The sequence below is a fragment of the Cupriavidus sp. H18C2 genome (genome assembly GCF_049393795.1).
GTDB classification, from domain to species: Bacteria; Pseudomonadota; Gammaproteobacteria; order Burkholderiales; family Burkholderiaceae; genus Cupriavidus; species Cupriavidus pauculus_C.
Genome location: NZ_CP186010.1, coordinates 3,249,823 through 3,272,081 on the forward strand (window position 1 = coordinate 3,249,823; position 22,259 = coordinate 3,272,081).

Annotated in this window: 28 protein-coding genes; 1 reads left to right on the plus strand and 27 read right to left on the minus strand. The window is 66.6% G+C overall.

All coding sequences use genetic code 11. The features are described 5' to 3' along the window. Window positions 1-493 precede the first annotated feature (493 nt). The 27 genes from EPAKOI_RS14720 to EPAKOI_RS14850 all read right to left on the minus strand — a co-directional run bounded on the left by EPAKOI_RS14720 (window position 494) and on the right by EPAKOI_RS14850 (window position 21,438). Window positions 494-1,636: a porin gene (locus EPAKOI_RS14720; RefSeq protein ID WP_423192507.1), complete on the minus strand. Its 1,143-nt coding sequence runs from the start codon at window positions 1,634-1,636 to the stop codon at window positions 494-496. A gap of 254 nt (window positions 1,637-1,890) precedes the next feature. Further along, window positions 1,891-2,679, minus strand: coding sequence for a twin-arginine translocase subunit TatC (gene tatC / locus EPAKOI_RS14725; protein WP_124683091.1), 789 nt, complete (start codon window positions 2,677-2,679; stop codon window positions 1,891-1,893). 2 nt (window positions 2,680-2,681) lie between these two features. Continuing rightward, window positions 2,682-3,203, minus strand: a complete 522-nt coding sequence (gene tatB / locus EPAKOI_RS14730) for a Sec-independent protein translocase protein TatB (protein WP_313839970.1) — start codon at window positions 3,201-3,203, stop codon at window positions 2,682-2,684. 90 nt (window positions 3,204-3,293) lie between these two features. After that, complete coding sequence (tatA, locus tag EPAKOI_RS14735; RefSeq protein WP_124683089.1) at window positions 3,294-3,530, minus strand: Sec-independent protein translocase subunit TatA; 237 nt, start codon at window positions 3,528-3,530, stop codon at window positions 3,294-3,296. A 156-nt stretch (window positions 3,531-3,686) separates the two neighbouring features. Beyond that, window positions 3,687-4,043 carry a histidine triad nucleotide-binding protein gene (locus EPAKOI_RS14740; protein WP_124683088.1) on the minus strand — a complete coding sequence of 119 codons (357 nt, stop codon included), beginning with the start codon at window positions 4,041-4,043 and terminating at the stop codon, window positions 3,687-3,689. 63 nt (window positions 4,044-4,106) lie between these two features. After that, window positions 4,107-4,499, minus strand: coding sequence for a DUF4870 family protein (locus EPAKOI_RS14745; protein ID WP_124683087.1), 393 nt, complete (start codon window positions 4,497-4,499; stop codon window positions 4,107-4,109). A gap of 68 nt (window positions 4,500-4,567) precedes the next feature. Next, a complete protein-coding gene (locus EPAKOI_RS14750) occupies window positions 4,568-4,936 on the minus strand; it encodes a phosphoribosyl-ATP diphosphatase (RefSeq protein WP_124683086.1) in 369 nt (122 codons plus the stop codon). After that, a complete protein-coding gene (hisI, locus tag EPAKOI_RS14755) occupies window positions 4,933-5,340 on the minus strand; it encodes a phosphoribosyl-AMP cyclohydrolase (protein ID WP_124683085.1) in 408 nt (135 codons plus the stop codon). The genes EPAKOI_RS14750 and hisI overlap by 4 nt, the downstream gene beginning before the upstream one ends. Before the next feature lie 2 nt (window positions 5,341-5,342). After that, on the minus strand, window positions 5,343-6,113 hold the full coding sequence (gene hisF / locus EPAKOI_RS14760) for an imidazole glycerol phosphate synthase subunit HisF (protein WP_124683084.1): 771 nt from the start codon (window positions 6,111-6,113) through the stop codon (window positions 5,343-5,345). A gap of 68 nt (window positions 6,114-6,181) precedes the next feature. Then, complete coding sequence (gene hisA / locus EPAKOI_RS14765; RefSeq protein WP_313839971.1) at window positions 6,182-6,925, minus strand: 1-(5-phosphoribosyl)-5-[(5-phosphoribosylamino)methylideneamino]imidazole-4-carboxamide isomerase; 744 nt, start codon at window positions 6,923-6,925, stop codon at window positions 6,182-6,184. Window positions 6,926-7,105: 180 nt separating this feature from the next. After that, window positions 7,106-7,759 (minus strand): imidazole glycerol phosphate synthase subunit HisH, encoded by a 654-nt coding sequence (gene hisH, locus EPAKOI_RS14770; RefSeq protein WP_313839972.1) that lies wholly within the window; start codon window positions 7,757-7,759, stop codon window positions 7,106-7,108. Beyond that, a complete protein-coding gene (locus tag EPAKOI_RS14775; RefSeq protein WP_124683081.1) occupies window positions 7,756-8,379 on the minus strand; it encodes a YchE family NAAT transporter in 624 nt (207 codons plus the stop codon). The genes hisH and EPAKOI_RS14775 overlap by 4 nt, the downstream gene beginning before the upstream one ends. A gap of 111 nt (window positions 8,380-8,490) precedes the next feature. Next, complete coding sequence (gene hisB / locus EPAKOI_RS14780; protein ID WP_124683080.1) at window positions 8,491-9,078, minus strand: imidazoleglycerol-phosphate dehydratase HisB; 588 nt, start codon at window positions 9,076-9,078, stop codon at window positions 8,491-8,493. A 7-nt stretch (window positions 9,079-9,085) separates the two neighbouring features. Then, window positions 9,086-10,186, minus strand: a complete 1,101-nt coding sequence (gene hisC / locus EPAKOI_RS14785) for a histidinol-phosphate transaminase (protein WP_313839973.1) — start codon at window positions 10,184-10,186, stop codon at window positions 9,086-9,088. 33 nt (window positions 10,187-10,219) lie between these two features. Then, window positions 10,220-11,554, minus strand: a complete 1,335-nt coding sequence (hisD, locus tag EPAKOI_RS14790; protein WP_124683078.1) for a histidinol dehydrogenase — start codon at window positions 11,552-11,554, stop codon at window positions 10,220-10,222. A gap of 60 nt (window positions 11,555-11,614) precedes the next feature. Then, on the minus strand, window positions 11,615-12,289 hold the full coding sequence (gene hisG / locus EPAKOI_RS14795) for an ATP phosphoribosyltransferase (protein ID WP_124683077.1): 675 nt from the start codon (window positions 12,287-12,289) through the stop codon (window positions 11,615-11,617). Window positions 12,290-12,337: 48 nt separating this feature from the next. After that, window positions 12,338-13,588 carry a UDP-N-acetylglucosamine 1-carboxyvinyltransferase gene (murA, locus tag EPAKOI_RS14800; RefSeq protein WP_423192508.1) on the minus strand — a complete coding sequence of 417 codons (1,251 nt, stop codon included), beginning with the start codon at window positions 13,586-13,588 and terminating at the stop codon, window positions 12,338-12,340. A 62-nt stretch (window positions 13,589-13,650) separates the two neighbouring features. Further along, window positions 13,651-13,899, minus strand: a complete 249-nt coding sequence (locus EPAKOI_RS14805; RefSeq protein ID WP_124683075.1) for a BolA family protein — start codon at window positions 13,897-13,899, stop codon at window positions 13,651-13,653. A 34-nt stretch (window positions 13,900-13,933) separates the two neighbouring features. Continuing rightward, window positions 13,934-14,764, minus strand: a complete 831-nt coding sequence (locus EPAKOI_RS14810) for an ABC transporter permease (protein ID WP_409559075.1) — start codon at window positions 14,762-14,764, stop codon at window positions 13,934-13,936. Next, entirely contained in the window at window positions 14,761-15,711 is a 951-nt protein-coding gene (locus EPAKOI_RS14815) for an ABC transporter ATP-binding protein (protein ID WP_124683074.1), read from the minus strand. The genes EPAKOI_RS14810 and EPAKOI_RS14815 overlap by 4 nt, the downstream gene beginning before the upstream one ends. Window positions 15,712-15,963: 252 nt before the next feature. Beyond that, the gene (locus EPAKOI_RS14820; RefSeq protein ID WP_423192509.1) at window positions 15,964-16,263 is read right to left on the minus strand and encodes an STAS domain-containing protein; all 300 of its coding nucleotides are present in this window, start codon (window positions 16,261-16,263) and stop codon (window positions 15,964-15,966) included. 129 nt (window positions 16,264-16,392) lie between these two features. Then, window positions 16,393-17,019, minus strand: a complete 627-nt coding sequence (locus EPAKOI_RS14825; RefSeq protein ID WP_124683072.1) for an MlaC/ttg2D family ABC transporter substrate-binding protein — start codon at window positions 17,017-17,019, stop codon at window positions 16,393-16,395. Between the two features lie 184 nt (window positions 17,020-17,203). Then, entirely contained in the window at window positions 17,204-17,974 is a 771-nt protein-coding gene (locus tag EPAKOI_RS14830; RefSeq protein WP_423192510.1) for an MlaA family lipoprotein, read from the minus strand. After that, window positions 17,971-18,552 (minus strand): outer membrane lipid asymmetry maintenance protein MlaD, encoded by a 582-nt coding sequence (mlaD, locus tag EPAKOI_RS14835; protein WP_124683070.1) that lies wholly within the window; start codon window positions 18,550-18,552, stop codon window positions 17,971-17,973. The genes EPAKOI_RS14830 and mlaD overlap by 4 nt, the downstream gene beginning before the upstream one ends. 23 nt (window positions 18,553-18,575) lie before the next feature. After that, window positions 18,576-19,352 carry a lipid asymmetry maintenance ABC transporter permease subunit MlaE gene (gene mlaE / locus EPAKOI_RS14840; RefSeq protein ID WP_423192511.1) on the minus strand — a complete coding sequence of 259 codons (777 nt, stop codon included), beginning with the start codon at window positions 19,350-19,352 and terminating at the stop codon, window positions 18,576-18,578. Then, a complete protein-coding gene (locus tag EPAKOI_RS14845; protein ID WP_124683068.1) occupies window positions 19,349-20,200 on the minus strand; it encodes an ABC transporter ATP-binding protein in 852 nt (283 codons plus the stop codon). Before EPAKOI_RS14845 ends, mlaE begins: the two co-directional genes overlap by 4 nt. 149 nt (window positions 20,201-20,349) lie before the next feature. Beyond that, on the minus strand, window positions 20,350-21,438 hold the full coding sequence (locus EPAKOI_RS14850) for a Bug family tripartite tricarboxylate transporter substrate binding protein (protein WP_423192512.1): 1,089 nt from the start codon (window positions 21,436-21,438) through the stop codon (window positions 20,350-20,352). Window positions 21,439-21,611: 173 nt separating this feature from the next. Between EPAKOI_RS14850 and EPAKOI_RS14855 the strand changes: the two genes are divergently transcribed. Next, window positions 21,612-22,121 carry a GNAT family N-acetyltransferase gene (locus tag EPAKOI_RS14855; RefSeq protein ID WP_423192513.1) on the plus strand — a complete coding sequence of 170 codons (510 nt, stop codon included), beginning with the start codon at window positions 21,612-21,614 and terminating at the stop codon, window positions 22,119-22,121. The last annotated feature ends 138 nt before the right edge of the window (window positions 22,122-22,259 follow it).

Sequence of the window (22,259 nt, forward strand, 5' to 3'; positions counted from 1 at the left end):
GGCTAAGGGCTGCGGGCGGAGAAACTTCTTCGCCTGAGTCCTTCGAGCAAGATAAAACCCCGCCAGCCATGGCGGGGGTTTTTCTTTTTGGGCGGCTGGCGCCGCGTGTGGCGAGGGATGGCCAGGGGCAGGAATCGTCGCGGCATGCGTGCCGATGCCGGGGCAGTGTTCCATGTCGAAAGGGTGCACTGGTGCGGTGGCCCGTGCTGCCCGGCGCGGCAGCGCTTGCGGCAGAAGTCCAAGGCACCACGGTCCTCCCCCCTGTCTCGGCGCTCGATTGCGGCCAAGTCCTGACCGGTGGCTGTGGCGGGCGCGTCGCGCTGCACAGCACATCAGACGCTGCCAGTCTTTAGTAGGACTTCGAAAACACTGCCTGGGGACGTCGCCCGGCCGGTTCGTGTTATCCAATCCCCCAAAGACAAAACGCCGGCATCCTTGCGGATGCCGGCGTTTCGATCAAGCCGAATCTGAGCGGGCTCACACCCGCATCAAATTAGAACTTGTGGCGAACACCAACCACGGCGCCGAACTGGTTAGCCGAGCCTTGGGTCGTGCCGAAGCCCGAACCAGCGATGGCGCCCGGACCACCCGACGACACGCCCAGGGTCGAACCGTCCTTGTTCTTCGCGTACGAAACGTTCAGGTATGCGTCGGTACGCTTCGAGAAAGCGTAGTCCGTCGACACCACGAAGCTCCACGGATCGGCGCCGGTGTTGTTGAAGTCTTGGTAGTAAGCAGCGCCCGTCAGCGACAGGGCCGGGGTCAGCTGGTAACCCATGCCCAGCCAGTACAGGTTCGAGCGCGACGAAGCGACCGTGCCGTCAGCCAGCGTACCACCGGCCAGGCGGGCACCGTCCGATGCCTTGGCCCAACGGTAACCAGCGAACACCTTGGCCGGGCCGAAAGCGTACGTACCGGCAACCGAAGCGCGGCGGATCTTGGCGTCGTCAGCCAGGGCGATACCCGGGTTGACTTCGTCATACACGGCACCGATCGAGAACGGGCCACCGTTGTAGATCAGGCTGGCAGCGTATTCGCGGCCCAGCTTGTAGTTGCCCGGAACTTCGCCGGCATTGCCTTGGTAGGCGTTGCCTGCAGTGGCGCCGGTGTTCGAGCCGGTGCTGTACAGCAGCGAGCCGGTCAGGCCGCCGAACGTACCCGTGTACTTGATCGAGTTGTCAGCACGGCTGGCGAAACCGCCGTCTTGCGTGGTGATCGAGTAGTTCGTCGAGATGGCCATCGGATCGAAGGCCAGACCGAAGTCATACAGCGGCGTTTGGTGACGACCCAGGCTCAGCGTACCGAACTGACTCTGCACACCGACGAAAGCTTGACGGCCGAACAGACGGTTACCTTGACCCTGCGTACCGGTGTCAACGTTGAAACCGCTTTCCAGCACGAAGATGCCCTTCAGGCCACCGCCCAGATCTTCCACGCCACGCAGGCCCCAACGGCTGCCGGACGACATGTTGCCCGAGGTCAGGCGCACGACGTCGTGGCTACCAGCCACGCCCGGTTGGTGGTTAGCGTACTCGACACCGGCGTCAACCACACCGTACAGGGTCACGCTGGACTGGGCATAGGCGCCGCCGGCGGCCAGAGCGGCAACGGCAGCTGCAAACAGTTTCATCTTCATATCGACACTTTCCTTGTCAACTGATTGGGAAATCTTGGTTGCCCAAGTGCTTGGGCGACGCATTAACCTTCACGTCTGCGTCGTATTATGTGTCACCCCCCCGGCCCGTCAGAAGTCTTTTTCGCCGTAAACACGGTTTACTGGCGGTTCTTGTTGTGACGAAGCAACAGCAATCGGGGGCGATTTCCCCAATATGGTGCAAAACGCAGCATCCAGAGCTGCGTGATACAGGGGATTTACAAGGTCATCGGAACTTAGTCGGGCTGCGTTTCGCCCTCGGCAGGCGCGCCCAGTGGCTGTTTCGACACAAAACGCGCCATCAGCAGGCCCAGTTCGTACAGCAGCACGAGCGGCACGGCCAATAACAGTTGCGACATCACATCAGGCGGGGTAACCACGGCCGCGATAATGAAGGCCCCGACAATCACATACGGCCGGATCTGCTTCAGTTTCTCCAGTTCCACCACGCCAAACCGGACCAGCACGATTACCACCACCGGTACTTCAAATGTGATGCCGAACGCCAGGAACGTGGTCATCGCGAAACTCAGGTACTTATCGATGTCGGTCGACATGTCGGCCCCGAGCGGCGCGTTGTAATGCGCCATGAAATGGAACACGGTCGGGAACACCAGGAAATACGCGAAGGCCACGCCGCACAGGAACAGCACGTAGCTGCTGGTCACCAGCGGCATGATCAGCTTCTTCTCATGCTGGTACAGCCCCGGCGCCACGAAGCGCCAGACCTGGTAGAGCACCCACGGCAGCGCGATCAGGAACGACACGAGCATCGTCACCTTCATCGGCACGAAGAACGAGCCGGTGACGTCGGTGACGATCATGCGGCCGCCCTTGGGCAGCGCTTCGGTCAGCGGGGACGAGAAGATATTGAAGATTTCCGCGGCCCAGTACACCAGGCACAAGAACACGACGAGCACCCCGGCCACCGCCTTCACCAGCCGCTCGCGCAGTTCGATCAGGTGGGAAATGAAGGTCTCTTGCTGGGACTCGTCGTTGGGGTCGTTGGGATTCTGGCCCGCCATGCTTACTCGAAGAAGGAACGGTTACGGCCGCTGGCCGGGCGATGGCGCTTGACGCGCGCGGCGCCCGACTGCACCCACACGCGGACGTTCTGCTGGCGCTTGAACCAGATCGGCCGCGCACCCTGCTTGACGCGCCAGCTTTTGCGGCCGTTGCGGGTCTTGTGCGCGCTGTCCCAGCTCGGCACATAGCCGGCGCTGACGTCGGTAGCGCCGGTGCCGGTGCCGGCCACGTCCGTGGTCTCGCCGTTGAGCGCCTCGTTCAGCGCCTGCGTATGCTCGCTGACTTCCTTGTGGATGGTCTGCTCCACATCGCGCGCGGCGTTCTCGAATTCCGTGCGCATCTTGCGCAGTTCCTCGAGTTCCACCTCGCGGCTGACCTCGGCCTTCACGTCGTTGATATAGCGCTGCGCGCGGCCGACCAGTGCGCCAACCGTACGGGCCACCTTCGGCAGACGCTCGGGGCCGATCACGATCAGCGCCACGGCGCCGATCAGTGCCAGCTTGGAAATGCCGAGATCAATCATGCGGACATCGGAACAGTGACACGGGACAGGCTGGCCGCGCCGGGCGCGGCCGCCGGATGAATGGCGAACAAGGAAGAATCCGGCTGCGGATTATTCCTGGCGCTGCTTTTCCTTGGCTTCCACGTCGATCGTGGTGGCGTCGCGCAGCTCCTTGGCAGGTGCCGGCTTGGCACCGGGTTCCTCGCCGTTGCTGTCCTTCATGCCGTCCTTGAAGCCCTTCACCGCGCCGCCCAGATCCTGGCCGATATTGCGCAGCTTCTTGGTACCGAAGACGAGCATGACGATCACCAGCACGATCAGCCAGTGCCAAATGCTAAACGAACCCATTTCTTGCTCCTGATAAAGCCGCGGGCGGCGGATAAAGGTCGCCCGGCCCCGTAGTTCCGTCCCTCAAAGGCTGCGCCGGGCGACGGTGGCCGGCGCAGCATTCGGCCGGGCATCGCTGCCCGGGCCGCTCTCATACTCAGGCTTCTGATAATCCCCTCAGAACGCCGGTGACTGCCACTGGTCGCGCGGGCCGCCGAGTACGTGCAGGTGGAGGTGGAATACCTCCTGCCCGCCGTCCGTGCCGGTATTGATCACCGTCCGGAACCCGTTGCTGCAGCCGGCAAGGCGCGCCAGTTCAGGCACCTTGAGCATTATTCTAGCAAGCACCCCCGCATCGCCGGGTCCGCATTCGGCCAGCGAATCGACGTGCGATTTCGGAATAACCAGAAAGTGTACCGGCGCCTTGGGATGGATATCGTGAAATGCCAGCAGGTCGTCGTCCTCGTACACCTTGTTCGACGGGATCTGGCCGGCCACGATCTTGCAGAAAACGCAATTGTCCTGGGATTTCATGAAGTTCTTGTTGCAGCCTGTCGACCCGTTGGAGAAATGTGCCGATTACCGGATGGCGGCGCCTCAGAGCGCCTCGCCGGGGTACATCGGCTTGCGGTCGTTCAGGTATAGCCAACCCTTGACGATACGATACAGTATCCACAGTGACAACACGCAGAATACGCCGATCGCCACCGGGAACAGCAGCACCGTCACAAACATGAACCCGCCCACCACATACCAGACGATCGACCACCAGAACGTCCGGATCTGCCAGGCGAAGTGCGAGGCATAGACGGTGCCGCGCGTGTCGTCGCGCTTCACGTAGTTGACGATGATCGCGATCAGCGCCGTGATGCCGCCCGTGAACCAGTGGATGGCGTACAGCGCATACAGGATGTGCGTGAGCTTGCGCAGCCCGTCCAGCTTGTCCGTGTCTGCCGTCGTCGTGACCTGCGTGGTGTAGTCCGTCGCCATCGTGCCCTCCAGCGTTGTGCCGCATTAAGCCATGTCCGGACGCTGTCCGGGCGGCCATAGGCTCAATGCTACTCCTTGCGGCTGGCTTTCTCGACCAGACCGGAGAGCCCTTCACGCCGCGCCAGTTCGTTCACGACGTCCGCCGGGGTGGCGCCGATGTGCGACAGCAGCACCATCGTGTGGAACCAGAGGTCGGCCACCTCGTAGACGACCTTGTCGACGGCCTCGGCGCCCAGGCCCGCCGCGCGGGCGTCCTTGGCGGCCATCACGGTCTCGGTGGCTTCCTCGCCGATCTTCTTCAGGATCGCGTCGTCGCCCTTCCGGTACAGCTTTGCCACGTACGACGTGTCCGGGTCGCCGCCGTTTTCCGGCTTGCGCGACTCCAGCGTGGCCGCCACGCGGGCCAGGATGTCGGCGGTATTCGGGTCCTGGCTCATGATTTGGCCGCGTAGATGGTCGACGGGTCCTTGAGCACCGGCTCCACGGTCTGCCAGTCGCCCGATTCCGCGTCGCCCGCGAACTTCTGGAAGAAGCACGAATGACGGCCCGTATGGCAGGCGATGCTGTCCACCTGGGTCACCTTCAGCAGCACCACGTCCTCGTCACAGTCCAGCCGGATCTCGTGCACCTTCTGCACGTGGCCCGATTCCTCGCCCTTGTGCCACAGCCGCTTGCGCGAGCGCGACCAGAACACGGCCTCGCCCAGTTCCACGGTGCGCTGCAGCGCCTCGCGGTTCATGAACGCGAACATCAGCACGTCGTTCGAGCCCACTTCCTGGACGATCACCGGCACCAGGCCGTTGTCGTCCCACTTCACCTTGTTCAGCCACTTCTTTGCCATGATCAGATCCGGACGGGGATGCCCTCGCGGGCCATGAATGCCTTTGCCTCGCCAACGGTGTGCTGGCCATAGTGGAAGATGCTGGCGGCCAGCACCGCGTCGGCGTGGCCGAGCCTGATGCCGTCGGCCAGGTCCTGCAGGCCGCCAACCCCGCCCGATGCGATGACCGGCACCGGCACCGCGTCGCTGACCGCGCGCGTCAGTTCCAGGTCGAATCCGCTCTTGGTGCCGTCGCGGTCCATGCTCGTGAGCAGGATCTCGCCCGCGCCGCGCCGGGCCATCTCGCTGGCCCACTCCACCGCGTCGAGCCCCGTCGCCTTGCGGCCGCCGTGGGTGAACACTTCCCAGCGCGCCGGTTCGCCCGGCGCCGAGCTGCGCTTGGCGTCGATGGCCACCACGATGCACTGCGAGCCGTACTTGCCGGTGGCATCGGACACAAGCTGCGGATTGGCGATGGCCGACGAGTTGACGCTGATCTTGTCCGCGCCGGCGTTCAGCAGCCGCCGCACATCCTCCACCGTGCGCACGCCGCCACCCACCGTCAGCGGGATGAACACCTGCGACGCCACGCTCTCGATGATGTGCAGGATCAGGTCGCGGCCGTCGCTGGTGGCAGTAATGTCGAGAAATGTGATTTCATCGGCACCCTGGTCGTCATAGCGGCGCGCAATTTCCACCGGGTCGCCCGCATCGCGCAGTTCGACGAAGTTGACACCCTTGACCACCCGCCCGTTGGTCACGTCGAGGCAGGGGATGATACGTTTGGCTAGCATGAGGTTCCTTGCCTGCCGCGCGCGCGTTGCGCCACGCGCGGCTGGTTGTGGCGTCCCGCCGGATGGCGTTACTCGGACGCCAGCTTGTCGGCGTACGACTGGGCTTCGGTGAAGTTCAGGTCGCCCGAATAGATCGCACGGCCGCAGATCACGCCTTCCACGCCCTCGCGCTCCACCGCGCAGAGCTGGCTGATGTCCGCCATGTTCGACAGCCCGCCGCTGGCGATCACCGGAATCGACATCGACTGCGCCAGCTTGACCGTGGCGTCGATATTGATGCCCTGCAGCATGCCGTCGCGGCCAATGTCGGTATAGATGATGGCCTCGACGCCGTAGTCCTCGTACTTGCGCGCCAGGTCGGCCACCTCGTGGCCGGTCAGCTTGCTCCAGCCGTCGGTGGCCACCTTGCCGTCCTTGGCATCGAGCCCGACGATGATGTGGCCGCCGAACGCCGAGCAGGCGTCCTTCAGGAAGCCCGGGTTCTTGACGGCAGCCGTGCCGATGATCACGTACGACAGGCCGTCGTCGAGCCAGCGCTCGATCGTGTTCAGGTCGCGGATGCCACCGCCGAGCTGCACCGGAATCTCGTCGCCCACTTCGGCGATGATGGCCTTGATGGCGGCCTCGTTGCGGGGCTTGCCCACGAAAGCGCCGTTCAGGTCGACCAGATGCAGGCGACGCGCGCCCTGGTCCACCCAGTGACGTGCCATGGCGGCGGGATCTTCGGAAAAGACGGTGGCCTGGTCCATGTCGCCTTGTTTGAGGCGTACACACTGACCGTCCTTCAGGTCGATGGCCGGAATGAGCAACATAGCGTAACGAGCGTGGTGGTTGTGTAAAAAGGGAAAAGGTAGCGATGCCGGCGCGGCTGCGCCGGCGTTCAGGTCATGGCAGTTATGCAGTGGATGCAGTCTGGTCGGTGGCTCTGAACGACGGATATCGGTATCGCTGATGACGTTGTGGCGCTTCTGGTAACAGGTGCTTCTGACGCTTTACGGATTCCAGTGCACGAAATTCCGGTATAGCTGCAAACCCATCGCGGCGCTCTTCTCCGGGTGGAACTGCGTGGCGAAAATATTATCGCGTGCCACCGCACTGGTAAACACGACGCCATATTCGGTCTGGCCGGCGACGTGGGCCGGGTCCTGCGCGCGGACGAAATAGCTGTGCACGAAATAGAACCAGCTATCGTCCGGAATACCGTCCCACAGCGGATGCGGCTTCGCCTGGCGCACGCGGTTCCAGCCCATCTGCGGCACCTTGAAGCGCGAGCCGTCGGGCTGCGTCATGCCATCCAGTTCGAACCGGACCACCTCGCCGGGCATCAGCCCCAGCGCCGGCGTGCTGTCCGCTCCGGTGCGAGCTTCGCTGCTGCGTTCGAACAGCATCTGTTCGCCAACGCACACACCCAGCATCGGCTTCGATGCGGCGGCTTCCAGCACGGCCTGCTGCAGGCCCGATTCGCCCAGCGCGCCCATGCAGTCCGGCATCGCGCCCTGGCCAGGCAGCACCACGCGGTCCGCCGCGCGGATGCCTTCGGGCCGGTCCACGACCTGCACGTCCGCCTCGGGTGCCGCCGCTCGCAGGGCCTGCGCCACCGAGCGCAGGTTGCCCATGCCGTAATCCACAATTGCTATGGTAGTCATGATTTCAAAACAGGCAACAATGTCTTCAGCCCGTCCACGATGAATTCGACGGCCAGCGCAGACAGGATCAACCCCATCAGGCGCGTGCCGATATTGATCCCGGTCCTGCCAACCACCCGCGCGATGGGATCCGCCGCACGGAACGTGCCATACACCACCAGCCCCAGCACCGCGCCAATCGCCACCAGGATCAGCAGCTCGTACCAGTGGTGCGTCTTGCCGGCGTAGACGATGACCGTGCTGATCGACCCCGGCCCGGTCAGCAGCGGCAGCGCCAGCGGCACCACCGCGATGCTGGTCTTGGCCTCGGCCTCGTCCTCTTCCTCCGGCGTGGCCTTGGTGCGGCCGGTCTGGGCGTTCAGCATGTTCATGGCCATCATGATCATGATCAGCCCGCCGCCCACCTGCAGCGACGCCACCGAGATATTGAAGAACTCGATGATCTGCTGGCCCAGCAGCGCCGCCAGGCCCACCACGATGGCCACGGCAATCGACGCCGTCTTGATCGTCCGCAGCTTTTCCGCCTCGGTCTGCTGGCTGGTCAGGCTGATGAAGAACGGGATCGCCCCGATCGGGTTGATCAGCGCCAGCAGCGAGATGAAAGACTTGAGCGTATCCATCGGGTGCGGGATTGTCCGGGTCGGCCGGCGCCGCCGCAAGCCGCCGGCGCGCCTGCCATACAGGTGGCCAGGTCGGGGTTCAGGTCGCCGTCAGACCGGCTCGAGTATGGGTCAGAGCGATCCCTTGGTCGATGGAATCTGGTTGGCCGCGCGCGCATCCAGCTCCACCGCCATGCGCAGTGCCCGGCCAAAGGCCTTGAACACCGTTTCGCATTGATGGTGGGCATTGATGCCACGCAGGTTGTCGATATGGAGCGTCACGCCGGCGTGGTTGACGAAACCGCGGAAGAACTCGATCGTCAGGTCGACGTCGAAGGTGCCCACCCGGGCGCGCGTGAACGGCACGTGGAATTCCAGGCCCGGACGGCCCGAGAAATCGATCACCACGCGCGACAGGCACTCGTCCAGCGGCACGTAGCTGTGGCCGTAGCGGGTGATGCCCTTCTTGTCGCCGATGGCGCGCGCCACGGCCTGGCCGAGCGTGATGCCGACATCCTCCACCGTGTGGTGGTCGTCGATATGGGTGTCGCCCGTGGCCTCGACCTCGAGGTCGAACATGCCATGGCGGGCGATCTGGTCCAGCATGTGGTCGAGGAACGGCACGCCGGAGGCCAGCTTCTGGCGGCCGGTGCCATCAAGGTTCAGCGAAACGCGGATCTGCGTTTCCGAGGTATTGCGGGTGACCTCTGCAACACGCATGGTGGGGTTAATCCTGCAATGAGGCGGCAAACGCCTCAAGAAACTGCGCGTTTTCTTCGGGCGTGCTGACCGTCACGCGCAGACAGTTGGCCAGCAATGCGTGCATTCTACTCACGTTCTTGATCAATACCTTCCGCGCCAGCACCCGATCGAACGTCTGTGCCGCATCCGGCACGCGCACCAGCAGGAAGTTGGCCGCGCTCGGGAAGACCGTCACGCCGGGCAGTGCCGCCATGGCGTCGGCCAGCCGGGCGCGCTCGGCGCGCAGCTGCGCGGCCTGCTCGTCCAGCACCGCCACGTGTTCCAGCGCGAACAGCGCCGTGGCCTCGGTCAGCACGTTGACGTTGTACGGCGGCCGCACCTTGTCCAGCTGCGCCAGCCAGTCGGGCGACCCGGCCATGTAGCCCAGCCGGATGCCGGCCAGGCCAAGCTTGGACACCGTGCGCATCACCAGCAGGTTGCCGAACTCGGTCAGCCGCGCCATCCAGCTTTCCTGCGCGAACGGCTGGTACGCCTCGTCGACGACCACCAGGCTCTGGCACACCGGGCCCTGCGCCGCACGGACGATGGCCTCCATGTCCGCGGCATCGAACAGGTTGCCGGTCGGGTTGTTCGGGTAGGCCAGGTAGATGATGGCCGGCTTGTGCTCGGCCATCGCCGCCAGCATCGCCGCGCGGTCCAGCGTGAAATCGGCGCGCAGCGGCACGCCGACGAAGTCCAGGCCGGCAAACTGGGCCGACATCGCGTACATGACGAAACCCGGCACCGGGGCCAGCACCTTGGCGCCGGGGCGCGACGCGGCCAGCGAAAGGATGCTGATCAGTTCGTCCGAACCATTGCCAAGCATGACGTCCATGCCGGCCGGCACCTGCATCACGCGCTTCAGTTGCGCGCGCAGCGCCTCGCTGCTCGGCACCGGGTAGCGGTTCAGCGCCACCTCGCCCAGCCGCGCGGCCAGTTCCGCGCGCAGCGCGGGCGGCAGCCGGTACGGGTTTTCCATCGCATCGAGCTTCACCAGTCCGTGCGAATCGGCCACGTGGTAGGCGCCCATGGCGCGCACGTCGTCACGGATGATGTGTTCGATCAGGGATGGATCTACGGCTGCCATGATGGTCCTGTGGGTCTGGCTTGGAAAAGTGGCTTAACGCTTGAAACGGTACTCGGCGCTGCGGGCGTGGGCCTGCAGCCCTTCGCCGTAGGCCAGTTCGGCGGCAATCTGCCCCAGCATCTGGGCGCCGCCCTCGCTGACCTCGATCAGGCTCGACCGCTTCTGGAAGTCGTACACGCCCAGCGGCGACGAGAAGCGCGCGGTGCGCGAGGTGGGCAGCACGTGGTTGGGCCCCGCGCAGTAGTCGCCCAGCGACTCGCTGGTGTAGCGGCCCAGGAAGATCGCGCCCGCGTGGCGGATCTTCTCGCTCCACTGGCGCGGATTCTCGGCCGATATCTCCAGATGCTCGGGCGCGATCGCGTTGGCGATCTCGCACGCTTCCTCCATGTCGCGCACCTTGACCAGCGCGCCCCGCCCCGCCAGCGACGCGGCGATGACGTCGCGGCGCGGCATCGTCGGCAGCAGCCGCTGGATGCTTTCCTCCACGCGCCGCAGGTAGGCGTCGTCCGGGCACAGCAGGATCGACTGCGCCAGTTCGTCGTGCTCGGCCTGCGAGAACAGGTCCATGGCCACCCAGTCGGGTTCGGTCGTGCCGTCGCAAATCACCAGGATCTCGGACGGCCCGGCGATCATGTCGATGCCCACCGTGCCGAACACGCGGCGCTTGGCCGCCGCCACGTAGGCATTGCCCGGACCGACGATCTTGTCCACCTGCGGCAGCGTGGCCGTGCCGAAGGCCAGCGCGCCCACCGCCTGCGCCCCGCCGATCGTGAACACGCGGTCCACGCCGGCGATCTGCGCGGCGGCCAGCACCAGCTCGTTGCGCACGCCGCCCGGCGTGGGCACGACCATGATGACTTCCTTGACGCCGGCCACGCGGGCCGGGATCGCGTTCATCAGCACCGACGACGGATAGGCCGCCTTGCCGCCGGGCACGTACAGGCCCACGCGGTCCAGCGGGGTCACCTTCTGGCCCAGCATCGTGCCGTCGGCCTCGGTGTATTCCCAGCTATGGCTGCCGCACTCGATCTTCTGCTTCTCGTGATAGGCGCGCACGCGGGCCGCGGCGGCCTCCAGCGCGGCGCGGCGCTTGGGCTCCAGGTCTTCCAGCGCGGCTTCCAGCTGCGACTGCGACAGTTCCAGCGCGCCCATCGACGCGGCTTCCACGCGGTCGAACCGGCGCGTGTACTCCAGCACGGCCTCGTCGCCACGGCGGCGCACGTCGGCCAGGATATCGGCCGCGGCGCGGTCGATGGCCTCGTCCTCGGCGGCCTCGAAGGCCAGCACCTGGCGCAGCGCCCCGGCAAAACCGGGCTCGGTCGAGTCGAGCCGACGGATCGACAGGTTTTCCATATCCGTTTCGTTCATGACTGCTTTTTCCTTGCGGACCCCCTTGCGGGCGTCCCGGTCATTCCGGTTGTCGCTGCCTCAGGCGAGCGCCGCCGAGGCCCGTTCGAATGCGTCCAGGATCGGCGCCAGCCGCTCCCGCTTGAGTTTCAGTGCGGCCTGGTTGACCACCAGCCGCGACGAGATCTGCACGATCTCCTCCACTTCCACGAGGTTGTTCGCGCGCAGCGTGCCGCCGGTGCTGACCAGGTCGACGATGGCGTCCGACAGCCCCACGAGCGGCCCCAGCTCCATCGACCCGTACAGCTTGATCAGGTCCACGTGCACGCCCTTCTTGGCAAAGTGCTCGCGCGCGGTCTGCACGTACTTGGTGGCCACGGCCAGCCGCGCGCCCTGGCGCACCGCGTTGGCGTAGTCAAAGCCGGCCGGCACCGCCACCGACATGCGGCAGCGCGCAATGTTCAGGTCGATCGGCGCGTACAGGCCGGTCATGCCGTGCTCCATCAGCACGTCCTTGCCGGCCACCCCGAAGTCGGCCGCGCCGTACTGCACGTACGTCGGCACGTCCGACGCGCGCACGATGATCACGCGCACCGCCGGGTCCGAAGTGGGCAGGATCAGCTTGCGCGAGGTGTCCGGGTCTTCGGTCACCTCGATGCCGGCCGCCGCCAGCAGCGGCAGCGTTTCGGTAAAGATGCGGCCCTTGGACAGCGCCAGCGTGAGCTGGTTGGGCGAGGCATTGAAAGCGGGGCTCATAGATTCTTCAGGCGGTGTTCGGGGGCGGCGGGTGGTGCGTGGCCGGGTTCAGCCGATGCGGCGGATCCTGGCGCCGACGGCCGACAGCTTGTTTTCCATGCGGTCGTAGCCACGGTCCAGGTGGTAGATCCGGTCGATCGTGGTCTCGCCGTCCGCCACCAGCCCGGCAATCACCAGGCTGGCCGACGCGCGCAGGTCGGTGGCCATCACGCTGGCGCCCGACAGCCGCGGCACGCCGGTCACTACGGCGGTGTTGCCCTCGGCCGTGATGTTGGCGCCCAGCCGGTTCAGCTCCTGCACGTGCATGAAGCGGTTCTCGAAGATCGTCTCGGTGATGCGCGCGGTGCCCTCGGCCACGGCGTTCAGCGCCATGAACTGGGCCTGCATGTCGGTCGGGAAGGCGGGGTACTCGGACGTCCGGAAGCTCACGGCCTGCGGGCGCTGCTTCATCGCCAGGCGGATCCAGTCGTCGCCGGTCTCGATCGTGGCGCCGGTCTCGCGCAGCTTGAGCAGCACCGCGTCCAGGATCAGCGGCGGCACGTCGCGCACCACGATCTCGCCCAGCGTGGCGGCGGCCGCGCACAGGAACGTGCCGGCCTCGATGCGGTCGGCCACCACGCGGTGCTCGGCGCCGTGGAGCTTGTCCACGCCCTGCACGATCAGGCGGTCGGTGCCGATGCCGTCGATCCGGGCGCCCATCTTGACCAGCAGCTCGGCCAGGTCGGTCACCTCGGGCTCGCGCGCGGCGTTCTCCAGGATGGTCTCGCCGTCGGCCAGCGTGGCGGCCATCAGCAGGTTCTCGGTGCCGGTCACGGTGATCATGTCCGTCACCACGCGGGCGCCCTTGAGGCGGCTGGCGCGGGCGTGGATGAAGCCGTGCTCGATCGTGATCTCGGCGCCCATGGCCTGCAGGCCCTTGATGTGCTGGTCCACCGGCCGCGCGCCAATGCCGCAGCCGCCGGGCAGCGACACGCGCGCCTCGCCAAAGCGGGCCACCAGCGGCCCCAGCACGAGGATCGACGCCCGCATGGTCTTCACCAAGTCGTACGACGCCTCGGGCGAATTGATGTCGGCGCCGTTCAGCGTGGCCACGCCGTCCACCATGTCGGCCTGCATGCCCATCTGGCGCAGCAGCTTGAGCATCGTGCGCGTGTCCTGCAGGTCGGGCACGTTGGCCAGCGTCACGGTGTCGGCCGTCAGCAGGCCGGCGCACAGGATCGGCAGCGCGGCGTTCTTGGCGCCCGACACGCGGACCTCGCCCTTGAGCGGCCCGTTGCCCTGGATCTGGAATTTGTCCATTGTTCTGTCTGGTCGTCCGGCCGGGCACGCGCCCGGCCGGGGAATGTTTCGGATGGCGCGGCTTACTTGCCGGCCTCGGCCTGCCATTCGGCCGGCGTCAGCGTCTTCATCGACAGCGCATGGATCTCGGCGCGCATGCGGTCGCCCAGCGCCGCGTAGACGCGCTGGTGCCGCTGGATCAGGCGCTTGCCCTCGAATTCCCCGCTCACGATGGTGGCGAAGAAGTGCTGGCCATCGCCTTCCACTTGCAGATGGTCGCAGGGCAACCCTTGGGCAATGTAATCCCTGACTTGTTCCGGAGTAGGCAGCATGTCTGTCTCTGTGAATACGGTGGTTTGCGGCCGGTCAGTGCCGCAGCTTGTAACCCTTGCGCAGCAGGCGCATCGCCAGCGTGGCCAGCACCGCGAACGCCACGACCACCACGGCCAGGCTCTGCAGCGGCGGCACGTCGGACACGCCGAAGAAGCCAAAGCGGAAACCGTCGATCATGTAGAAGAACGGGTTGGCATGCGACACGGCCTGCCAGAACGGCGGCAAGGAGTGGATCGAATAGAACACGCCGGACAGGAACGTCGCCGGCATGATCAGAAAATTCTGAAACGCGGCGAGCTGGTCGAACTTCTCGGCCCAGATGCCGGCGATCAGGCCCAGCGTCCCCAGGATGCCCGCGCCGGCCAGCCCGAAGACCAGGATCCAGAGCGGATGCGCGAAATGCAGATGGGCAAACCACGCCGTCACCAGCAGCACGCCCAGGCCCACGCAGAGCCCACGGATGATCGACGCCACCACGTAGGCGCCAAACATTTCCCAGTGCGACAGCGGCGGCAGCAGGATGAACACCAGGTTGCCGGTGATCTTGGACTGGATCAGCGACGACGAGCTGTTGGCGAACGCGTTCTGCAGCACGCTCATCATCACCAGCCCCGGCACCAGGAACGCGGTGTAGCTGATCTGGTCGTAGACGCGCACGCGGTCTTCCAGCACGTGCCCGAAAATCAGCAGGTACAGCACGGCGGTCAGCACCGGCGCCGCCACGGTCTGGAAGGCCACCTTCCAGAAGCGCAGCACTTCCTTGTACAGCAGCGTGCGAAAGCCGACAAAGCCCCCCACGGCCATCGCCGCGATGCGCTGGGCGTCGTGCTGCTCGTTCACCTTGATATCGGCCGGATTCTTCATGCCGCGGCCTCCATGGCGGCGTTCGGCGTGCGGCCGGGCATTTCGCCCTCGCGGCGCATGATCTGCACGAAAACGTCCTCCAGGTCGGCCTTGCTGATTTCCATGTCCTCGATCTCGCAGCCGGCGGCGCGCAGCGCGGCCAGGATGGGCTCCACGGCCTCGTAGCCGGACAGCCGCAGCCGGTGGGCGCGTTCGCCCGGGTTGGCCGGCGTGCGCAGCGCTTCCAGCTCGGCCGGCAGCGTACCCTTCGACAATGTCAGCACCAGTTGCAGCCCCGCGAACTGGTTCAGCAGGCTGCTGGTGCGGTCCAGCGCCACCACCTCGCCAAACTTCAGCATGGCGATGCGGTCGCACAGCGCCTCGGCTTCTTCCAGGTAGTGGGTGGTCAGGATGATGGTGTGGCCCTCGCGGTTCAGCCGCGAGATGAACTTCCAGAGCGTCTGGCGCAGTTCCACGTCCACGCCGGCGGTGGGTTCGTCCAGCACGATCACGGGCGGGCGGTGCACCAGCGCCTGGGCCACCAACACGCGGCGCTTCATGCCGCCCGAGAGCTGGCGCATGTTGCTGTCGGCCTTGTTGGTCAGGTCCAGGTTGGCCATGATCTCGTCGATCCAGTCGTCGTTGCGCGCCAGGCCGAAGTAGCCGGACTGCAGCCGCAGCGTCTCGCGCACCGTGAAGAACGGATCGAACACCAACTCCTGCGGCACCACGCCCAGCATGCGGCGCGCCATCCGGTAGTCGTCCACCACGTCGTGGCCCAGCACGCTGACCTGGCCCGAATCGGCGCGGTTCAGCCCCGCCAGGATCGAGATCAGCGTGGTCTTGCCGGCGCCGTTGGGACCGAGCAGGCCGAAGAACTCGCCGCGCTCGACGCTGAAACTGACGCCCTTGAGCGCCTGCAGATTGCGGTAGCGCTTGCGGACATCGGTGATTTCGATGGCTTTCATGGCCGAATGTCTTGGATGCGGCCGGCGTCTGGCCAGCCACTCCTGGAGTTGGGGGGAGCGCCCCTGAGGTTAGCCGCGCAGCACCTGGGGAACGTGTCAGGGACTTGGGGGCGACTTGGGGGCGAACAACCCGGAATTATAGGGGATGCGGGGGTTTCCCCGCTCTGCCCGGCGCGACGCCAGGCCCGCGGCCCGACGCCGTGGCATCGCATGACCGTACGCAGCAACACGCGCACGGCAACGGATGCCGGTTCAATGTCGGTGGTGGTGGAGTTCCGGGTGGGCGGCCGGGGCGGCCAGGCCGAGCAGGCCGTCGACGCCGTACAGGCTGGCCAGCGACCGCAGTTGCGGCGAGGCGCCGCCGATCGCCAGGGACTGCCCGTGCTGGGCGGCGGCCCGCTGCCAGGCCAGCAGCACGGCAACGGCCGACGAGTCGAGCTGGGTCAGCGCGCTGCAGTCGACCGCCACGTCCCCCTGATGCACGCGCGACAGCCCGTCACGCAGCACGGCGGCGGCGTTGCGGTTGGTCAGCGAGGTGCCAAGGGAAGGCATGGGGCGCGATGGAAGTGGAGAAAGCCGGTTGGAAACGGAAGCTCCCGCCCGAAGGCGGGAGCGAGCGGCCATTGTAGCCAGAATCGGCCGCGCCGTGTTGCGGCGCAGCGACCCGGCCGGCCGCGCCGGTCAACTCTTGGCGTTGGCCAGCTGGCGGTTGCGGTCCTGCAGCGTCTTGATCACGCCATCCACGCCCTGCTGGTTGGCGATCGTGTTGAAGCTGCCCTTGTAGGCTTCGGTCAGCCAGGCGCCCAGCACGTTGATGTCGTACACCTTCCAGCCGTCGGCGGTCTTCTCCAGGCGGTAATCCATCTGGATCGGCTCGCCCTTGTTGATGACCTGCGTGCGGATCGTGGCGTCGGTATCGTCAGCCGCGCCGCGGTACGGGCGGAACTGCACCTTCTGGTCGCGGATCTGGGCAATGGCGCCGGCGTACGTGCGGATCAGCAGCGTCTTGAACTCGTCGGTGATCGCCTTCTGCTGTTCCGGCGTGGCCTTGGACCAGTTGCGGCCCATGGCGATCTGCGTGGTGCGCGTGAAGTTGGCATGCGGCAGGATCTTCTGCTCGACGAGCTGGGTGATCTTGCCGATGTTGCCGGCCTGCATGTCCTTGTCGCCCTGCACGGTCGACATCACGTCGGTCACGACGGACTTGACCAGGCCGTCGGGCGTGGCGGCATCGGTCTGGGCCTGGGCGGCGCCAGCGCCGGCAAAGGCCACGACAGTCAGGAACGGGAGCAGCAATCGCTTGATCATGTGAGTTTTTCCTTTCTAGACAGGGCGCTGGGGGTGCGCCGCCATCGGGGATCATTGAAACACAGCCCCCGGCCCAGCATGCGACATGCATATGGCGCGGACGCTACTTTCAAACACTTTGTTTCAGGGCTCACAGCGCGCTCACAGCCGCCGCAAACCCTTGCCCGGCCCGGGCTGGCCGGCGTCAGCCGGTGGTCTTGCCGGCCGCCGCGTCGTCGCCCTCGGGCGCGGGCGTGGCCGGCGCCGGCTGGTCCTCGTCATCCTGCGACGGCGGACTGCCGTCGTGGATCAGATACTGGCGGCGCTGCATGTACGCATCGCGCAGGAAGGCGTACTTGTCCAGCGCGGCGGCCTCGATCAGGCTCGTGGCGCCCAGCAACTGGGCCCGGCCGTCCACCACGCGCACCGTCGACACCGACAGGCGGGCGTACCACGGGGAAATATAGCTGGTCGGGTCCATGAAGCGGTCCACGACCATGCCCGACGCGTCGCGCACGCTGCTGGGCCCGAACAGCGGCAGCACCAGGTACGGGCCGGCGGGCACGCCCCAGACGCCCATGGTCTGGCCAAAGTCTTCCTTGTACTTGGGCAGGCCGGCCGGCGTGGCGATGTCGATCAGCCCGCCGATGCCCAGCACGCTGTTGATCGCCACGCGCATCGTGTCTTCCGCCGCCCGCGAGGGCTTGCCCTGCAGCAGGTTGTTGGCGGCCGAGTAGACGTCGCTGACATTCGAGAAGAAGTTGCCCACCGCCGTGCGCACCGGCGACGGGATGTAGTCCTGGTAGGTCTCCGCCACCGGCTTCAGCGCGTACTTGTCGACGTTGTCATTGAACGTCGACACGCCGCGGTTGAACGGCTCCAGCGGATCGGCCGGATTGGCATTGGGGCCCGTGGCGCAGCCAGCCAGGGCCAGCGCGGCCGCCAGGGCCGCGGTCAGGCGTTGCAAGGTACTCATTTGCTGCCGCCCATCCCCGGCGCGGCGGGCAGTGCTGCCGGGGCCGGGCCCGACGCGTCCGGAGCGGACGGCGCCGGCGCGGCGGCCGGGGCCGGCGCCGACGAGCCGCCGCCACCGGCGCCCGCGTCGGCAGCCTTGTTGTACAGGAACTGGCCGATCAGGTTTTCCAGCACCACGGCCGACTGCGTCATCGTGATCTTGCCGCCCTGCGCCAGCATCTTGTCGTCGCCACCGGCCTCCAGGCCGATGTACTGCTCGCCCAGCAGCCCCGAGGTCAGGATCTTGGCCGACGTGTCGCGCGGAAACTCGTAGCGCTTTTCCAGGTTCAGCGTCACCGTGGCCTGGTACTGCTTGTCGTCGAAGTTGATGGCCGCCACGCGGCCGACCACCACGCCGGCGCTCTTGACCGGCGCGCGCGGCTTGAGCCCGCCGATGTTGTCGAACTGCGCGGTCACCGTGTAGGTTTCCTGGAACGACAGGCTGCTCATGTTCCCGGCCTTCAGCGCCAGGAACAGCAGGGCCGCAAAGCCCAGCACCACGAACAGCCCCACCCAGTAGTCGAGCGAATTTTTCTTCATGCGAGTCTCTAGTCGAATGCTTGTCAGCTGAACATCAGCGCGGTCAGCAGGAAATCCAGCCCGAGCACGGCGAGCGACGCCATGACCACGGTCCGCGTGGTGGCGCGCGATACGCCTTCGGGCTTCGGGTTCGCCTCGAACCCCTGGTACAGCGCGATGAACGTCACCGCGATGCCAAAAATGAAGCTCTTGATCACGCCGTTGAGCACGTCGGCGCGCACGTCCACGCCGCCCTGCATCTGCGACCAGAACGCGCCGGCGTCCACGCCGATGAGCTGCACGCCCACCAGGTAGCCGCCCAGGATGCCTACGGCGCTGAAGATGGCCGCCAGGATCGGCATGGCGATGACGCCGGCCCAGAACCGCGGCGCGATGACGCGCTGCAGCGGGTTGACGGCCATCATCTCCATGGCGGTCAGCTGCTCGCCGGCCTTCATCAGCCCGATCTCGGCCGTCAGCGACGTCCCGGCGCGGCCCGCGAACAGCAGCGCCGACACCACCGGCCCCAGCTCGCGCACCAGCGACAGCGCCACCAGCAGGCCCAGCGCCTGCTCGGACCCATAGCGGTTCAGCGTGTAATAGCCCTGCAGGCCCAGCACGAAGCCGACGAACAGGCCGGACACGGCGATGATCACCAGCGACAGGTTGCCGACGAAGAACACCTGGTCGGTCACCAGCCGCAGCCGCCGCAGCAGCGCCGGCGACCCGGCCAGCAGCGCCAGGAACATGCGCGTGGCGCGGCCGATGCCGCCCACGAACTGGCGCACCGCAGCGCCGATGGTAGTGAAGAAGCCGGTCAACGCGCGCCTCCGGCCAGGAAATCATCGGCCAGCGAGGGGCCGGCGTAGTGGAAAGGCACCGGGCCGTCGGCCTTGGCGTGGACGAACTGGTGCACGAACGGATCGCTCGACGCCCGCAGCGCGTCGGGCGCGCCTTCGGCGGCAATCCGGCCGTTGGCAATGAAATAGACGTAGTCGGCAATCTGGAACGTCTCCTGCACGTCATGGGAGACGATGATCGTGCTGGCGCCCAGCGCGTCGTTCAGGTCGCGGATCAGGTTGGCGGTCAGGCCCAGCGAGATCGGATCCAGCCCGGCGAACGGCTCGTCGTACATCAGCAGCGCCGGGTCCAGCGCAATGGCCCGCGCCAGCGCCACGCGCCGCGCCATGCCGCCCGAGATCTGCGCCGGCATCAGGTCGCGCGCCCCGCGCAGGCCCACGGCGTTGAGCTTCATCAACACCAGGTCGCGGATCATCGATTCGGGCAGGTCGGTGTGCTCGCGCAGCGGGAAGGCGACGTTGTCGAACACCGAGAGGTCGGTGAACAGCGCGCCGAACTGGAACAGCATGCCCATCTGGCGGCGCACCGCGTACAGGCCGGTCTGGTCCAGCGCGTCGATGTCGGTGCCATTGAACGTGATGCGGCCGCTTTGCGGGCGCACCATGCCGCCGATCAGGCGCATCACGGTGGTCTTGCCGCAGCCCGATCCGCCCATGACGGCCACCACCTTCCCGCGCGGAAACCGCATGGAAAGGCCGGACAGGATGGGCTTGTCGCCAGCCGCGTATGCAAAATCGACATCCGCGAGTTCGACGACGTTCGGGCCTGAAAAGCCCTGGCCAGACGGGTTCGGCACGGTAGCGGTCACGTTGTCACCGGATTTGGACAGGGCGCCATTATAAGGGCTACTACCTATCGGTCGCCGCGCGGTGTGGTGATCTCACCATTGCACTGGCGACAACAATCGGTGACAGGGCTGTGACGACAGCCCGGGACGCCCGCGCGCCCCCGGCCGGCTCAGGGTTCGCCGCGCGGCGGGGCCTGGCGCAGGATGACCTGCCACTGCACGGATTCGGCACGGATGGCCGTGGCGAATGCCTCGGGCGAGTCGCGCACCGGCGTCAGGCCGGCCGCCAGCAGTTGCGCGCGGACTTCGCGCTCGTTGGTCACATTGTCCAGCTCGTTGGCCAATCGGGCGACGATGGCACGCGGCGTCTTGGCCGGCGCCATCACGCCATACCAGGACAGCGCGGCATACCCGTCGAGCCCGCCTTCCTGCAACGTCGGCACCTGCGGGGTCAGCGGCGAGCGCACCGGGCCGGTCACGCCGAGGATCTTCAGTGCCCCCGAGCGCACATGCGACTGGACAGCCGACCACGAGCAGAAGCACGCGCTGATCCGCCCGGCCAGCATCTCCTGGACCACGGCGCTCTCGCCCTTGCCCATCACCAGCGGCACGCTGTTCGGCAGGCCGCGCACGGCGTATTCGGCGTAGAGATGGGCCGGGCTGCCCGGCTGGCCGTAGCCGTAGCTGTACGACGCCGGGTTCGACCGCACGGCCGTGACCCATTGCTGCGGCGTGGTCATCGGCAGATGACCGTCGATGACCAGAAACAACGGCGTGGCCGCCACGCGCACGACGGGCGTGAAATCGCGCATCACGTCGTAGGGCACGGGCTCCAGCCCGGGCTGGATCAGCATGTTGGCCTGGTGGAACAGCAGCGTGTGGCCGTCGGAACTGGCCTTGGCGACGAGGTCGCCCGCCATGGTGCCGGCCGCGCCGGGGCGATTGTCCACCTCGACGGAGACGCCGAGCCGGACGGCCAGCCGCTCGGCCAGCAGCCGCGCCACCGCATCGGCCACGCCACCGGCCGGGAATGGCACGATCAGGCGCAGCGGACGGGCGGGATAGGTCATCTGGCGGCTGGCCACGTCGGCGCGCGTGGGCGACGGAATGCTGGCGAGCTGGGCAAAAGCGGGAGGCTGAGCGAGGGCCGTCGCCGTGCAGAGCGCAACGGCGGCCGCAGGTGACAGCCATCTGGCAGCGAGTATTGGCAACTTCGCTATACCTCGCCAAAGCCGCAGGGATATGCGTACTTCGGACATCAATTTCCTCCGGGCCGCACCCACCGCTACGGCACCAAATCGGCTGAAAGGGATTTCGAGGCAGTCTCTTCTTATCTAGTTTGGAACGATTGTAAGGAGATCGCACCACCCGGCACAGACCGCGTAAACGCTCTCCGGGAGGACCCGGATGTGAGCGCCCGTATAATCGCCCGATGTCAGATTTCGACCTGCGGCCCATGCAGGCCACCGACCTGCCCGCCATCTTCGCCATCCAGGCCCGGTGCTACGGCCCGGCGCTCCAGGAATCGGCCGACGCACTGGCCAGCCGCCTGGCGCTGGCGCCCGACACGTGCTGGGTGGCCGCCCTGCGCGGCCAGGCACCGGCCGCCTACCTGTTCAGCCACGCCTGGCCCCAGGCCACGCTGCCACCGTGGAACGGCCACCTGGCGGCCGCCTGGCCCGCCACCGAACCCCTGACCTGGTTTATCCACGACATGGCCGTGGCGCCAGCCGGCCGCGGCGCCCGACTGGCCGCCCGACTCTACGACGCCGCCCGTGACGTGGCGATGACCACCGGCCTGCGCACCTCGCACCTGATCGCCGTGCAGTCGGCCGACGCCTACTGGCGCAGGCTCGGGTACGCCCCCGTCGACGCGGCCCGGCATGTGGAGAAGCTGGCGAGTTATGGGGAGGGGGCGGTGGTGATGGGGTGTCGGCTGTAGAAGCGCTTGCCCTCACCCCCAACCCCTCTCCCGCAGGCGGGAGAGGGGAGCCGCATGCGGCACTTCTTCCGATTGACGCCATCGGACGATCCTGAAACAAAAAACCCCCGCAGCCTTCCGGCATGCGGGGGTTTTGCC